The following is a 15,397-nucleotide window of genomic DNA, read 5'->3' on the forward strand; positions in this document are numbered from 1 at the left end:
CCTCCTAACTGAAGTCTCACTTTTATTTTAATGAAATTTTATTGAGGGAATACTAAGGTTTTGTAAAGAAAATGTAGAGTTTTACGAAGAAAAAGCTGCCGTTTCAGGTGGCAGCTAAAAATTTTATTTCGTTTGTAAACTTTTATAATATTGTCCTTTTTCGACGTATTGACGACGAATGCGAGCCATATCTTCACGGTCTTCATCCGTTAGTTCACGGATTACTTTGGCCGGACGACCGAATGCAAGTGTATTTGGCGGGATTTTCTTTCCTTGCGGTACTAAACTGCCGGCACCGATAAATGCACCTTCACCAATTTCAGCTCCGTCTAAAATAATGGACCCCATGCCAATTAATGCATCTTTTTTCACTGTACAGCTATGTAAAATGACTTGATGTCCAATTGTAACATCATCTTCTAAAATAAGCGGGTACTTTGGACTTTGATGAAGTGTACATTGATCTTGTATATTGGTCCGGTCTCCGATAATCGTTGGAGAAACATCTCCACGGATGACAGTGTTAAACCAAATGCTTGATTCTTCACCAATTGTAACATCACCTGTAATTGTGACGTAGTCAGCGATAAATGCGCTATTAGCAATTTTCGGATGTTTGTCTTTGTAAGGATAAATCATATAAGTAACCTTCCTCTCCTAGAAACTAATATTAGTGTAGCAAATTATGAAATAGAGTGAAATGGAGGAATTTTATGTGGAATTATGAAGCGGAAGAGGCAAAAGGTGTTATAGTTATGGTACATGGTGCAATGGAGCATCATGGACGTTACGAGGCACTTGCAGACATGTGGCGCTATCTTGGCTTTCATGTTGTGATGGGAGATTTACCTGCGCACGGAACAACTTCAAGAAATAGAGGACATATTACGTCATTTGATGAATACATAGAAGAAGTAAAGACATGGATTAAAGAAGCGAAAAAATATTACTTGCCCCTTTTCCTATATGGACATAGTATGGGAGGGTTAATAGTTATTCGCGTGCTGCAAGAAACGAAAATGGATGTGCAAGGAGTAATCTTGACTTCGCCGTGCTTAGGAGTGTTATCAATGCCGAAACTACCGCTTCGTACCATTGCGAAAGTACTAAATGCTGTAGCCCCGAAAATGCAATTTAATTCGAATATTACAGTCGAAATGGCGACGCGTAATCATGAAATTCGCGATGCAATGGAAAATGACTCATTGTTCTTGCGCAAAGTATCAGTTCGTTGGTATAGTGAGTTAATTAAAGCGGTAGAAATTGCACATGAAAAACGAAATGAATTTCCAGACGTACCGCTCTTGCTAATGCAGGCGTGTGAGGATAAACTTGTAGATAAAACACGTGTCTGTAGCTGGTTTGATAGTCTGAAAATTAGTGACAAAGCATATAAAGAATGGCCAAACTGTTATCATGAGCTATTTAATGAGTATGAGAAAGATGACATTTTTGCATATGCAAAATCATTTGTAGAAACGCATTTAATTTAGGAAACAAAAATAAATAATTACCAGTATATATTTTAAAAGTATTTGACCATATTCATTTAGAGGAGATGAAGAACGAAGTGAAAGTACCGAGTAACCCCATAACGCTCATGGCGAAAGTATACCGAGATGTGTTTCCGGTTGTACACCATGAGCTCGCAATGTGGAAAGAACGCGCCTACCATATTCCGAATGATGAACTTCATAATCAAGCGTTAGCGAGCATTGAGCATAAAACATTTCACTGTGAAGGCGGCAGCATTTTAGCGCTGCTTGCCGATGAACATCGCGAGGAATGTATTCGATTCATTGTAGCGTACCAAACGATTAGTGATTATTTGGACAATTTATGCGACCGTAGTACATCACTTGATCCAAAGGATTTTGCAGCGCTCCATGAGTCAATGCTTGCGGCGCTAACACCAGGAAGCGAAGGAAGCAACTATTATCGTTACCGTGATGATCAAGATGACGGTGGTTATTTAGATGAACTTGTAGCAACTTGTCAAGAAGTGCTTGCAAAGACGAAGCATTATAACAAGATTGCCCCGATTCTTCATGAACTTGCTTGTTATTACTGTGATTTGCAAATTCATAAACATGTAAAGCAAGAAGAGAGAGAAGATCGCTTGAAAACGTGGTTTGCAGCGCATCGTGAAAAAGTTCCGCCAATGAGCTGGTTTGAATTTTCAGCTTGTGCAGGTTCTACGCTAGGTATTTTCTGTCTTGTAGCATATGCATTCCATGATGAATTAACAGACGATGATATTATGAAAATTAAACAAGGGTATTTTCCTTATGTACAAGGATTACATATTTTACTTGATTATTTCATTGACCAAGAAGAAGATCGTATTGGCGGAGATTTAAATTTTTGTAGTTACTATGAAAATAAAGAAGCAACTCTTGAGAGATTGAAACATTTTGTAATAGAAGCAGAAAGAAGCTTGGAACAACTGCCACATATGAAATTTCATCGCCTCATAAGCCGCGGGTTGCTTGGAATTTATTTATCAGACGAGAAAGTGTCACAGCAAAAAGAAATGCAACACATGGCACGGCGCATTGTGAAATACGGCGGCTTTACTTCGCGCTTTTTCTATTGGAATGGAAGGATGTATCGCAAGAAGATAGCACAGTGATGAAAACGAGCTGAGCTGTATTCTACAGAGGTAGGAGGCAGCTCAGCTCGTTTTTTTATGAGGATTATCTCTTCCTAGTTCCTCATTGGATTTATTTAGCACCTTCGTATTTATATGGTAAAATATAGATGCGGAGGTGCTAAAATGAAAAAATTCTTTAAAAAGTTATATGATAATACCGAAGTTTCGTTATTAGTATGCCTTTCTATTTCATTTGTACTTGGCATTTATAATATGCTGATAAAAGCAGGTGGGCCAACAACTGTAGATTACATCATGCAGGCGGTATTAGCAGTTGTTATTATTGTGGATATCTGGTTTTTAAAACATCAAGAAGAAACGAATTAAGGAGCGCTCATATTTTTGTATGAGGGCTCCTTTTGTTCAATTAGATTTTTGATAAGCTAAATACTTATTTACAATAGCTTTGGCAAGACATGTAGAGGAATCTACAACGTAAAGATGATTTTGTTTTGTTTCTAATATGACATTTAAATCTGTACATGCTATGACAACAGCATCGACAGTTTCAGTTAATTCTGAGCATAGTGTATTCCACGATTGACTCGCTTCGTTTATTTGTCCTATTTTTATTTTATATATAATTTGATTGATAGCAGTTTGCCAGCTATTTTTTTGAATATATTGTATACCACGTTTCAAAAATCCCTCTTGATATATACCAGATTGAACGGTCGAATCAGTTGCTAAAAGAGCTAATTTTTTTACGTGATAAGGTATTTCTTTTATTGTTTCATCGACTATATTTAATAGTGGAATTGAAATGGAACTATGCAGTTGATCAAAATAAAGGTGTGCAGTATTACATGGCATAGCAATAAAATCGACACCTGTACTTTCAAGTTTTTGTGCCCCGTTTATAATTGCTCTTTTCATATCTTCATGATTAATAGCTTTATTGATATAGAACGGTGTTGGACATGAATAAATCATCATATGAGGAAAGTCCATGTCATCTTTCGCACCATAAATTTCTTGGCATTGCTTTACTACGTTATCAACGAATGGCCCAGTAGACTTGGGCCCCATTCCAGCTAGTATTCCAATCATGGTTGTTCATCCCCTTTGTTTTAATTCGAATATAGAAATTCTTGTTTCGTATGAAAGAATCCTTCTTAGACAATAAAAAATACGCGCAGTATGCACGTATTTTGGTAGGTGTATTCATGCTGTAATTTGTCGAAGGGTCTTTATCCTGTGTCGAAGCGCCGATATATTTCAAAAGTCGCCGATATATTGGCCAGGCGCTTTATCCCGCATTAACGGGCAGTAAAGTGGGTATGCACGGGGAAGAAAACTGCCCGTAAAAGCCCGATTGGGCGGGCTTTCCATCAGTGAGAAAAGCGTCACTGATGGAAGTTTCACTTTATCTCTTTTCAATCGCAATAATAAACGGCGGGTTATTTTGTTGGTTCATAAATTCGTACTTCAGTACGTGTGCTTCTTTTTGATCTAGCTGCCCGGCAAATTTGACAACGGCATCGCGTTCTATTTGTCCTTCAGGATGTCCGTGATAAATGACAAGAATGATAATTCCTTCTGGTGCCATAACTTCTAATAACTGCTGCAAGGCAGAAAGAGTTGAGTTTGGTTTTGTGACGATGTTTTTATCACCGCCAGGAAGATAGCCTAAGTTAAAGATAGCTCCTGTTACTTTTCCTTTTGCGTCTTCTGGTAATACGGCTGTTAATGTATCGTGGCTATCATGAATAAGAACGGCACGCTCAGTCAGTCCTTTTTCTTGCAGCCGTGTGCTTGAATTGGTAATTGCTTCTTCTTGAATATCGAAGCCAAATACTGTTCCATTCTCGCCGACAAGCTCTGCTAAAAAGCACGTATCATGTCCGTTGCCGAGCGTTGCGTCAACAGTGTAATCTCCTTCTTTCACCGCTCGTTCTAGCAGCGTGCGGGCAAAAGGTAAGATGCGTTCTAATTTCATACTGTCTTCACCTCATTTGCATATTTACCTTGCCAGCTGCCGCGGCGTACAAATTCAGCATCAATTGCATTTAATACTTCCCACTTGTTCAAGCTCCACATCGGACCGATCATTAAGTCAGGTGGACCGTCACCTGTGATGCGATGTACGATGACATCTGATGGAATGATTTCAAGCTGGTCAACAACGAGATTTACGTAATCCTCAAGAGATAGAAATTGTAGTTGTCCTTTTTCATATTGCTTCACCATAGGCGTTCCTTTTAATAAGTGTAGCAAATGAATTTTAATTCCTTGAATATCAAGTTTTACCACTTCGCGCGCTGTTTCCATCATCATGTCATAGTCTTCAAGAGGGAGACCGTTAATGATGTGTGAGCACACGTTAATGTTATGCTTACGAAGTTTATTTATACCTTCTACATAAGAAGGATAATCGTGAGCGCGGTTAATCAAAAGCGCTGTACGTTCATGTACGGTTTGTAAGCCAAGCTCGACCCAAAGGTACGTACGCTTATTTAGATCAGCTAAATATTCGACAACATCATCAGGTAAGCAGTCTGGCCGGGTAGCGATAGAAAGACCGACAACGCCTTCTTCTTTTAAAAGTGGTTCAAATTTTTCTTTTAACACCTCAACAGGAGCGTGTGTATTCGTATAAGCTTGGAAATAGGCAATACACTTACCATCTTTCCATTTCGTATGCATTTTTTCTTTCATTTCATGATATTGCGTAACAACATCATCACGGCGGTCACCGGCAAAGTCTCCGGAACCAGCCGCACTACAAAATGTACAGCCCCCGTACGCAACTGTGCCATCACGGTTTGGGCAGTCAAATCCAGCATCTAAAGAAACTTTAAAGATTTTCTCGCCGAAATGCCCGCGTAGATGGTAGTTCCACGTATGGTAACGTTTATTGTCGTTTGAATATGGGAAAGGATTTTGGACCTTCATAGTTATTCCTCCTCAAAGATATGAGCAAAAATCATTATAACATACTCATAAGGTTCATATAGAACGGACAAGCTAAAGGAGAAATATTGGTAAGGAGGAACAATCATGGCAGAGCGTGAATCACTGGAAGCGTGCATCCAAAATGCACATCAAGCAATGGAATATGCAAAAGAACAATTGGACATTGGAATGAGACAAGAGCATTACAATAAAATGAACTACTCTGATGCGCAGCTTCAATTAGAACAAGCTTACAATGAGATGCAAACGATGCAGCACTATGCAAATGATGAACAACGTGAACAGCTGAATCGTGCACGTATGGCAATACGACAATTACAACATCAAATGATTATTACACCGCATTAATAAGGAGCGATAAGGATGGCAAAGCGTTCAGATCAAAATAACCCAGAGCAAAAAACACAAAACGGACATAATGCTGAGTTTTCAAATGAATTAGATCCAGTAGTACAAGCAAAGCAAAGAAATCGTAAAAAAGGCCAACCACAAAAATCAAAGCAATCAGAATAAACCAGGTCGAAATATGACCTGGTTTTATTTCTTATGGAAATTTGCTTTCTTTTTCATACGTACGAGAGATGTATTATAATAATGCTCGAATATCACAGAGCGGAGGAATGAAGCATGATTGTACATATCGGCACAGTAGCCGTGTACGTAGATGACCAGCAAAAGGCACTACAATTTTGGACAGAGAAAGCGGGATTTGAAATATACCGTAATGATCCAATGGGGCCAAATGCAAGTTGGATTGAAGTAGGACCGAAAGATACACGTTCTCACCTAGTTATTTATCCAAAATCAATGATGAAAAATGCAAATGAACTAAAAGCATCGATTGTATTTGTAACGGAAAATATGACAGATACATATGAAACAATGAGGAAAAATAGTGTGGAATTTACACAAGAGCCAAATGAAATGCCATGGGGTACATTTGCCATTTTTAAAGATAACGAAGGTAATAAGTTTGTTTTAAAAGGATAAAATGAAAGAAGCTGAGCTTATATGAGCTCAGCCTCTTTTATGTTCGTTATGGTAAAATAATGTAACTTTATTACGAGAAATGAAAATATATATCTTAAAATAACAAGCGGCTCCATATGCTACGTGTTTACATGTAACATATGGAGCCGTTTATATATCTTACAAAATTGTAAGATAAATGTAAGTTTAATCTATGGCAGGAAATGCTTTAAAAGAGCAAAATAGGAACAGGAAAACAAAGTACAGGAGGATTTATATGAAAACACCAGTTGTAGACGTAAAGAATGTTCAAAAAGTATACGGTAAAAAAGGTGAAAGTCAATCACATGCATTAAAGGGTGTATCATTCTCCATTCAAGAAGGTGAATTTGTTGGGATTATGGGACCTTCTGGTTCTGGAAAAACAACATTATTGAATGTTATTTCAACATTAGATAAAGCGACGGACGGCGTTGTTGAAATTGCAGGTACAGATATTACGAAAATGAAGCAGGGGGAATTATCTGATTTTCGTTCACAAAAATTAGGCTTCATATTTCAAGACTTTAACTTACTAGAAAACCTATCAATTTATGAAAATATTGCATTGCCTCTTTCACTGCAAGGGGTTCCTTCAAAAAAGATTGGACCGAAAGTAGAGAAGGTAGCGGAAATGCTAGGAATTTCAGAGATTCTTCAAAAATATCCATCTGAAGTATCTGGGGGACAAAAGCAACGTTCAGCGGCGGCACGTGCACTTGTACATGAACCAGCCATTATTTTAGGTGACGAGCCAACAGGAGCGCTGGATTCCAAAAACGCAACAAGTTTGTTAGATGCGATGACAAACTTAAATGAAGAACAAGGTGTTTCTATTATGATGGTTACACATGATCCGTATAGTGCAAGTTATTGCCGACGTATTTTATTTATCCAAGATGGTGAGTTATATAAAGAAATTCACCGCAAGGGTACACGTGAAGAATTTTATAAAGAAATTTTAGATGTGCTGGCAGACTTAGGCACACAAAAAGCGTAAGAAAGGAGAGGCAGGCATGTTATTTAAGCTTTCCATGTCAGGACTGAAAAGTAAGCTGAAAGACTATATTGTCTTACTCGTTGGTCTTGTTATGTCAATTTCGATTTTTTACATGTTTCAAACGTTAGCACTAAATAAAGCGTTTATTGAAGCGAATTCTGTAATTAGTAGTATTCAATTCGTCTTCCATGCTGGTGCGGTACTATTAGCTATCATTACATTCTTCTACATTTTATATGCAAATTCTTTCTTACTATCACTTCGTCAAAAAGAATTTGGTATGTACATGATGCTAGGAGCGAAAAAACATAAGGTTACAATGCTCATGTTTATTGAAACAATTGTATTAGGAGCAGCATCTCTTGTAGTTGGTATTGCAGTTGGTATAGGGCTAGCGCAAGGAATTGGTAAACTACTTATGCAGCAGCTTGAGTTTACTGCAGGTGGCTATCATGCGTTTTATGTCCCATCTATGCTTGTTACATGTATTTTCTTCTTAGTACTATTTGTTTTATCAGCAATTATGAATAGTATCAAATTATCGCGTATTACGGTTCTGCAACTGGTTCATGCAGATTCTAAAACGGATCGTGTTTCTAAAACAGGAATAAAGACTGTTATAGCTGCATTCGTTGGAATTATTCTGTTAGCAATCGGCTATGCTTCTATGGTTTACATGGACAAGTTGGCGCAAATGGGAATTATTATAGCATTAATTACTGTAACGTCCGGAACTTACATGTTATTTGGAACATTCCTTCCGCTTATTATTAAAAAGCTTAAAAGTAATAAAAAGGTTACTGAAAAAGGACTTAATGCCTTTACATTTGCACAATTAAATTTCCGTATTAATAGCTTAACAAAAGTATTAGCGACAGTAGCGATGTTAGTTGCGCTTGGAGCAGGTGCGATTTCTGGCGGTATGGCATTTAAAAATAATGTTATGCTTACTGTAGATGGTTTGGCAATTTATGATGTTGCAATTCATAATCCAACAGCCGAAGAAAAGAAAATTTTAGATGGTATTACATTTAAAGAGAAAAATGAATATCGTTATAAAATAGATGATAAATATGTGTATTATTTAAAAGAAGATTTAGAGAAAAATCGTCCTTTAATACAAGATTTAAAAGTTTTTAAAGGGATGAAAGATATCGGTAAAGTAAAACGAGCTTCTGAAGAACTGCCAGTAGGTGCGATTTTGAGTTCCAGTCAAGAAAAATCTGATAATGTGATTCCAAAAGAGTGGGATCAGGCATTAAGCACAATTCATCTATCTTATGTATCCCCTAATCAAACAATCAAAATTGTAGATCAAAAAATGTATGATGGTTTGCAAGGCAAAGAGGGTGTTGCATTAATTGGAAAAGTAGATGATTTCTTAACATATAAAAAAGAATGGAAAAAAATTGACGAATTGCAGCTAGCTAAATATAAAAATATAAAAGAAAATTCCTTGCAAAGTAAGAACCAATTTTATACTGGATTTTACGGCATTGCAAGCGGAACAGTATTTATGGGATTCTTCTTAGGAATTGCGTTCCTAGCAATGATGGCAAGTTGTTTAATGTTTAAAATTCTTTCAGGAGCATCAAGCGATATTACACGTTACCAAATGCTTCGCAAAATTGGCGTTCGCCGTGAATTATTAACGAAATCAATTTACAAAGAGTTATTCTTAGTATTCCTATTCCCAGGAATCGTAGGGATTGTCCACGTATTAGTTGGTATGAACATCTTCTCGTTCATTTTAATTAATCCTTACTTCCGTGTATGGCTTCCAATCTTGATTTTCGTAGTCATTTATATGATCTATTATTTTATTACCGTTCAATTGTATAAAGGAATTGTTCTTCCGAAAGAGGAATAGAATTTGGGAAATACCGAGCGGTGATGCTCGGTATTTTTACATCTACAAGAATGATTTAACTTAGTAAATCTGATATAAAGTTTTTTGTGCTACGATTATACGAGGGGGGGAGAAAATGAACAAGAAAAAAATAGTATTCGGCTTATTATTTATATTCGTTCCTTTATTTATATATATCTTTCTAATAGAGCATGAAGATAAAGTAGCGCTAACACCTGATATGATATCAAAGGTGCAATATTTAGAAACAGATTCGGTTGCCGAGGGTATGATTACAGATGGCGGGAAAGATGCGAGAGATGTATTTCAAAAGTTAACGAGTTCAAAAAAAGTGGTGACACAAAAAGAATTTTTTAAGAAGAGATTTTTTGAACAATCTTCGCACCGTAAAATTGATTTTGTGTTAGATGACGGGAAAAGAATTACATTTAATGTAGTATTGTTTAGCGTTGAACCATACTATGCCGAAGCTTATGTTCAATGTGTTGGAAACAAAACAATCTATCACTTAAATAAAGAAGATGCAACAGATATAGGAATGCAATTTGTTAATCGATAATTTGCTAACTTTAAAAAGCACTTATGAAATTTCAAAAGTGCTTTTTTTAATGAACAAGGATTTTATACACAAATCCCCCCTTATCAAGAAGGGTAGCTTGATAAGGGGGGACGCTAAAAAGAAAGAGTAGGAGAAACACAAGCATGGAAGTGAACAGTAAAATGGTTAAAAACTTAATTTTCGGAAAATTATAAAGCTGAAGGGTTTTTTCATTTTACTCTTTCTTTATAATATGAGTGTATCATTAAAAATAAAATGAATCAATGAAAAAAAGACAATATTCTTATTAATTCGACATTTTTCGATATCATTTTTATTCGCGACAGAACAATTAACTTCAGGATGCTTTTGATTGAAAGGGAATTTTTATGTCAAATAATTTATACATGACTAAATTATTGGTGTATAAATCATTAGATTATTCTGATAAAAATTCATTTTTTCTATGAAATTTAATATTGGCATGGTTCTTGCTTATCTGAAATAAGGAAGGGGGATAAATAAATTTAGCAGTAGCTGCAATAAGGGAATACTTATTGAAAATATTGGAACTTATTTTACAGGTATCAATGGGGATGAGGTTGTCTAGTAAAGGTACATGAAAGAAAGCTTTAGCTTAAAAAGTCAGAATTTTCTTTATTTTAAAAAGGAGGAGATAGCATGGCGAAATACTCGAAATTTTATAAACTGATGCTTGGTGTTGGGCTTGTTACTATATCATGTAATGGCATGCAAATTCAAGCAGAGGCAAAAGAGAAAAATACGAAGAATGTATTACAAATGGAGCCGGTAGGATTAAAGAAATCCGTTGATGAGTTAGCGCACTCTTCGAACGTACAAGAAAGTCCATCTTTTACAAAACGGTTAAAGTTAGCAGATTTATCGCAGCGTCCGCCAGCACCAAAAGAGGATGCTAAACAGCTGGCTGAAGAAAAAAAATATTCGATGGCTGAATTAAATCAATTAAGCAACAAACAATTAGCCGATCTTCTTGTTACGATTCAATGGTATCAAATTCCGGAATTATTTCAGTTTAATAGTGATAGTCTGAAGTTCTATCAAGATGATAGCCGGATACAAGCGCTTATTGATAAACTAGCAGAACAAGGCCAAGCGTATACGCAGGACGATTCAAAAGGAATTGAGACATTAGTAGAAGTTATACGTTCGGGATTTTATTTAGGTTTTTATCATCAAGAATTAAGTAAACTAAGTGAACGCAGCTATCATGATAAATGTTTGCCATCTTTGAAAGCGATTGCAAAAAATCCGAATTTTAAACTTGGTACATCGGAACAAAACAAAGTTATTTCATCGTATGGAATGTTAATTGGCGGGGCATCAAGTGATGTTGAAATCATTCAATATGCTGCTAAAATTTTTAAACAATATAATGATAATCTTTCCACGTTTATTGAAGATCGGACAAAAGGTAATGCTATATATAATTTGATGAAAGAAATTGATTATGATGTTCAGTCGTATATGTATGATACAGACAAAGAACCAAAAGATACGATGTGGTATAGGAATATCGATAGCTTTATTAATGAAATAAGTCGTTTTGCACTCATTGGTACGGTAACAGACAAAAACGGATGGTTAATTAATAATGGAATTTACTATGCTAGCCGATTTGGTAAGCTTCATAGTACACAGGCAAAAGGACAGCAAGTTGCAACAGAAGCGATGTGGATTTATCCATATTTAGGACAGCAATATTTTGTTGCGGTAGAACAAATTGTTACAAATTACGGCGGAGTAGATGCGAACGGAAAAACAGTAAATTTAGATCAAATTCGAGAAGATGGTAAGAAGAAATATTTGCCTAAAACCTATACGTTTGATGACGGGGCAATCGTCTTGAAAGCGGGAGGTAAAGTGACTGAGGATAAAATTAAACGTTTATACTGGGCGGCAAAAGAAGTACGCGCTCAATTTTATCGTACAGTTGGTAGTGATAAGCCGCTCGAGGGCGGACATGCTGATGATGTGTTAACAATGGTTATTTACAATAGTCCCGACGAATATCAATTTAACCGTCAATTGTATGGCTATGAAACGAATAATGGTGGTATTTACATTGAAGGAATCGGAACGTTCTTCACATATGAACGTACACCACAGCAAAGTGTTTTTAGTTTGGAGGAATTGTTCCGTCATGAATTTACACACTATTTACAGGGAAGATATGAAGTTCCAGGGTTATGGGGACAGGGAAACATGTATCAAGATGAACGTTTGACTTGGTTTGAAGAAGGAAACGCGGAGTTCTTTGCAGGATCAACGCGATTAGATAGCGTTGTACCGCGAAAAAGTATGATTAACAGATTATCTAATGATCCAACGAAACGATACACGGCAGAGCAAACATTGTATGCAAAATACGGAACGTGGGATTTTTATAACTATTCGTTTGCATTGCAATCTTATATGTATAATAATCGCTCTGGTATGTTTGATAAAGTGCATGATTTAATTCGTGCAAATGATGTTCCAGGTTATGATGCGTACCGCTCTGCATTAAGTAAGGATAATAAATTAAATGAAGAATACCAATCTTATATGCAAATGCTGATTGATAATCGGGATAAGTATACAATTCCGCAGGTATCAGATGATTATTTAGCAGAGCATAAACCGAAAGCGCTTTCTGATGTTGCAGCAGATATTACTAACGAGGCAAAGCTAACAAATGTGAAGGTAACAAAAAACAAATCACAATTCTTTAATACATTTACACTACAAGGAACATATACAGGAAGTGCGTCAAAAGGAGAAACTGAGGACTGGAAAGCGATGAATCAAGCAACGAATGAGATGTTAAAGCATCTTTCTGAAAAAGAGTGGAGCGGCTATAAAACATTGACTGCTTATTTTGTGAATTACCATGTCAATGCGGCTGGACAATTTGAATATGATGTTGTGTTTAGCGGAGTGAATACTGAAGAAGATAATAGCGTAGAAAAAGAACCGAATGATTCATTTAATACAGCTAATCCACTATCTCTGAACACATTATTACGAGGTAACCTAAGTGATCAAGATCAAGTTGATCGGTTTGTTATTGATGTGAAGACAGCAAAAGATTTACAGATTACCGTTACGAATGAACAAAACCTTGGAATGAATTGGGTATTATATTCTGAATCAGACTTAAATAATTATGCCGCCTATGCAACAAAACGCGACGGAAACAAATTGCTCGGAAATTATAATGCGAAGCCGGGAAAATATTATTTGAGTGTATATAAATATAGCGGTGGAACAGGGAATTATACAGTAGAGGTAAAATAGTTGAAAGTAAGAGTTAAAAATCCAGCCATAGAGAATCTGTGGCTGGATTTTACATTGTATCATCCTCCTCATCATTATTTCATCAAAAAAATGACACGATTTGGTAAAAAATGCTATAATAAAAAAGAAACGAATAGGGTGGAGAATAGTAATGAAACAAGCTTTAGTTGTCATTGACATGCAAGAGATTTTCTTTCTTGAACCGCAAAACTTTTTATATGATAAAGAACGCGTAGTTGAAAATATCAACGAATTAATTACGAAGGCTCATGAAAAAAATATCCCCGTTATCTTCATTCAACATACAGATACAGAGGAAACAGATGAAATGTTTGAAGGGAAAGATGGCTGGCAATTACATAAAGGATTAGCTAGGGCCTCCTCAGATAAAGTGATTCAAAAAACGAAATGGGATGCATTCTATCAAACAGAGCTATTAAACTACTTAAAAGAGAAAGAAATTGAGCAAATTATTTTTGCAGGAGCTCAAACTGAATTTTGTTTGGATACTACAATTCGAGCTGCTTATAGCTTAGGATATCAAAATAACCTTCTTGCTAGAAATACACATAGTACAATAACAAGTGCAGTATTAGAAGCAGAGCAAATGATTAAGCATCATGAAAACATTTGGAATAACCGATTTTTAAAAATTGTAGAATTAGATACAGTGCTATAAATAAAAGCTAGCAAACGATTCATTGGTTTGCTAGCTTTTTTGTTAGCGAGTGATATACATGGTTGCAAAAACAAACTCTGGGAGGTTTTGCATACATAGCCTCCTGTTTTAAGAATAAGTTATTAAAATATCCAATCAAAGACAGTATAAATACCAAGTAGAGCAAACAAAATGATTAATATAAGCGCCGAGATGCATCCAAAAGGAACGAGCTTATCTTGCCACGTTTCTTCATATTCTTCGATCATGCTTTCTTTTACTTTTTCTTGCAGAGAAGATGCGATAGGTTCAGAACATAACTTTTGAATTATTTCGTTATCCCCTTTAAATTTTAAGGCTCTAGCTATCTGATTAGCGTTGTTCCCCATAGATTTCTCAAATAGTGAACACGCCTCAATCATTTCAGATGTTTTCTGCTCTTCTAAGTACCAATATCGACCAGCCATTGCGGGGTGTTGTAATTTGTAATAAACATCTCCTAGTTTCTTACGAAGGTCTAATGCATTAGGATAAGTCGAAATCAAGCCATGTAGTCGATCTCTTGCTTTTCCTAAATCATTATTTGTAATATCGTTTTCAATCTTTTTTAACGTTTTTTTAGGTATGTTGTTGATTGTATAATCCTCCTTTTTCATTTTGAAAATTGTTTAGGATATTCTCTTTTATAATTTTTATCGTCACGCCAATCATATGTTTCTTGTTTCGGAATATGTAAAGTTTGATTTCCGATTGTAACTGTAGTTTCATCAATCCATTCAATGGTTGGATCGTTATCAGGATAATTCCAGTATATCGTTTTAGCAGAATTCGTTTTAAGATGGACCAATTCACCTCTAACGGCGTCTGCACTTAATGAGCCTCCATCTTGAACATAAGTTTTTATTTTATAATCTCCATTTGGAGATTCAACTGTTCGAATTAATTTTCCTGTTGGAACACCTTGCAAACTAAAAAACTTCCAATATATAAAGCCAGCTCCAATCATCAACGTAGAAAGTAATACAATTCCTACTTTTCTCTTTGTTTTCTTGATTTCTCTTTGTGCTTTTTTAGTATCCATTTACTTCTCCTTTAAAAATGATTATATGTATTTTATACCATTTTATGTATAAATTCTATGTGTGTCCAGGTGCTCTCGCCTCACTAAAACAGAGGATTTTTATGTCGTTATTTAGGTTTATATATATATTAATTTTTCGACATCTTTGTCTAGCTCTGCCTCCTAGTCCTGTCGGCTCCACCTTTCTTTATGATCCAGCTCCAGCGGCTAGAACAGTCGGTGGCTTCGCGTCTTCCGCCTTTCTTTATAAGTTGCTGCTATGCAGAATACAACATGACCTGTACTTGCTTCCTCCTTTTGTTTTAAATATTGCATGTGGTAGGAAAAGGCCCTGACCGTTTCTATGCGCGGCCAG

Annotated in this window: 17 protein-coding genes; 11 read left to right on the forward strand and 6 right to left on the reverse strand. The window is 36.0% G+C overall.

Annotated elements, in window-relative coordinates:
- Positions 1-123 precede the first annotated feature (123 nt).
- Complete coding sequence (locus ACIGHG_RS14880) at positions 124-639, reverse strand: gamma carbonic anhydrase (RefSeq protein WP_336470830.1); 516 nt, start codon at positions 637-639, stop codon at positions 124-126.
- Positions 640-713: 74 nt separating this feature from the next.
- Between ACIGHG_RS14880 and ACIGHG_RS14885 the strand changes: the two genes are divergently transcribed.
- The 3 genes from ACIGHG_RS14885 to ACIGHG_RS14895 all read left to right on the forward strand — a co-directional run bounded on the left by ACIGHG_RS14885 (position 714) and on the right by ACIGHG_RS14895 (position 2,980).
- On the forward strand, positions 714-1,493 hold the full coding sequence (locus ACIGHG_RS14885) for an alpha/beta hydrolase (RefSeq protein ID WP_336470831.1): 780 nt from the start codon (positions 714-716) through the stop codon (positions 1,491-1,493).
- 77 nt (positions 1,494-1,570) lie between these two features.
- Entirely contained in the window at positions 1,571-2,632 is a 1,062-nt protein-coding gene (locus tag ACIGHG_RS14890; RefSeq protein ID WP_139207761.1) for a tetraprenyl-beta-curcumene synthase family protein, read from the forward strand.
- A gap of 144 nt (positions 2,633-2,776) precedes the next feature.
- Positions 2,777-2,980 carry a hypothetical protein gene (locus ACIGHG_RS14895; protein WP_336470832.1) on the forward strand — a complete coding sequence of 68 codons (204 nt, stop codon included), beginning with the start codon at positions 2,777-2,779 and terminating at the stop codon, positions 2,978-2,980.
- A 36-nt stretch (positions 2,981-3,016) separates the two neighbouring features.
- On the opposite strand, the gene ACIGHG_RS14900 is transcribed toward ACIGHG_RS14895, so the two are convergent.
- The 3 genes from ACIGHG_RS14900 to mnmL all read right to left on the reverse strand — a co-directional run bounded on the left by ACIGHG_RS14900 (position 3,017) and on the right by mnmL (position 5,548).
- Positions 3,017-3,703, reverse strand: coding sequence for an aspartate/glutamate racemase family protein (locus ACIGHG_RS14900; RefSeq protein WP_396549151.1), 687 nt, complete (start codon positions 3,701-3,703; stop codon positions 3,017-3,019).
- A gap of 316 nt (positions 3,704-4,019) precedes the next feature.
- Complete coding sequence (gene mnmM / locus ACIGHG_RS14905; RefSeq protein WP_336470834.1) at positions 4,020-4,592, reverse strand: tRNA 5-(aminomethyl)-2-thiouridylate-methyltransferase MnmM; 573 nt, start codon at positions 4,590-4,592, stop codon at positions 4,020-4,022.
- Complete coding sequence (gene mnmL, locus ACIGHG_RS14910) at positions 4,589-5,548, reverse strand: tRNA modification radical SAM protein MnmL/YtqA (protein WP_396549153.1); 960 nt, start codon at positions 5,546-5,548, stop codon at positions 4,589-4,591. Before mnmL ends, mnmM begins: the two co-directional genes overlap by 4 nt.
- 105 nt (positions 5,549-5,653) lie before the next feature.
- Between mnmL and ACIGHG_RS14915 the strand changes: the two genes are divergently transcribed.
- The 8 genes from ACIGHG_RS14915 to ACIGHG_RS14950 all read left to right on the forward strand — a co-directional run bounded on the left by ACIGHG_RS14915 (position 5,654) and on the right by ACIGHG_RS14950 (position 13,982).
- Positions 5,654-5,917, forward strand: coding sequence for a YtzC family protein (locus tag ACIGHG_RS14915; RefSeq protein WP_090919392.1), 264 nt, complete (start codon positions 5,654-5,656; stop codon positions 5,915-5,917).
- Positions 5,918-5,932: 15 nt separating this feature from the next.
- Positions 5,933-6,082, forward strand: coding sequence for a hypothetical protein (locus ACIGHG_RS14920; RefSeq protein ID WP_003208774.1), 150 nt, complete (start codon positions 5,933-5,935; stop codon positions 6,080-6,082).
- A gap of 114 nt (positions 6,083-6,196) precedes the next feature.
- Positions 6,197-6,559, forward strand: a complete 363-nt coding sequence (locus ACIGHG_RS14925; RefSeq protein WP_396549156.1) for a VOC family protein — start codon at positions 6,197-6,199, stop codon at positions 6,557-6,559.
- Positions 6,560-6,815: 256 nt separating this feature from the next.
- Entirely contained in the window at positions 6,816-7,577 is a 762-nt protein-coding gene (locus ACIGHG_RS14930; RefSeq protein ID WP_336470837.1) for an ABC transporter ATP-binding protein, read from the forward strand.
- Positions 7,578-7,593: 16 nt separating this feature from the next.
- Complete coding sequence (locus ACIGHG_RS14935) at positions 7,594-9,447, forward strand: FtsX-like permease family protein (protein ID WP_396549158.1); 1,854 nt, start codon at positions 7,594-7,596, stop codon at positions 9,445-9,447.
- A 115-nt stretch (positions 9,448-9,562) separates the two neighbouring features.
- Entirely contained in the window at positions 9,563-10,006 is a 444-nt protein-coding gene (locus tag ACIGHG_RS14940) for a hypothetical protein (protein ID WP_090919381.1), read from the forward strand.
- A gap of 660 nt (positions 10,007-10,666) precedes the next feature.
- A complete protein-coding gene (locus tag ACIGHG_RS14945) occupies positions 10,667-13,303 on the forward strand; it encodes a collagenase ColA (protein ID WP_396549161.1) in 2,637 nt (878 codons plus the stop codon).
- Positions 13,304-13,454: 151 nt separating this feature from the next.
- Entirely contained in the window at positions 13,455-13,982 is a 528-nt protein-coding gene (locus tag ACIGHG_RS14950) for a cysteine hydrolase family protein (RefSeq protein WP_396549163.1), read from the forward strand.
- Positions 13,983-14,104: 122 nt separating this feature from the next.
- On the opposite strand, the gene ACIGHG_RS14955 is transcribed toward ACIGHG_RS14950, so the two are convergent.
- Complete coding sequence (locus ACIGHG_RS14955; RefSeq protein ID WP_336470845.1) at positions 14,105-14,617, reverse strand: DUF6584 family protein; 513 nt, start codon at positions 14,615-14,617, stop codon at positions 14,105-14,107.
- On the reverse strand, positions 14,614-15,042 hold the full coding sequence (locus tag ACIGHG_RS14960; RefSeq protein WP_396549165.1) for a DUF5412 domain-containing protein: 429 nt from the start codon (positions 15,040-15,042) through the stop codon (positions 14,614-14,616). The genes ACIGHG_RS14955 and ACIGHG_RS14960 overlap by 4 nt, the downstream gene beginning before the upstream one ends.
- Positions 15,043-15,397: the final 355 nt, after the last annotated feature.

The sequence above is a fragment of the Bacillus sp. NPDC077411 genome, from assembly GCF_044543425.1.
GTDB classification, from domain to species: Bacteria; Bacillota; Bacilli; order Bacillales; family Bacillaceae_G; genus Bacillus_A; species Bacillus_A bruguierae.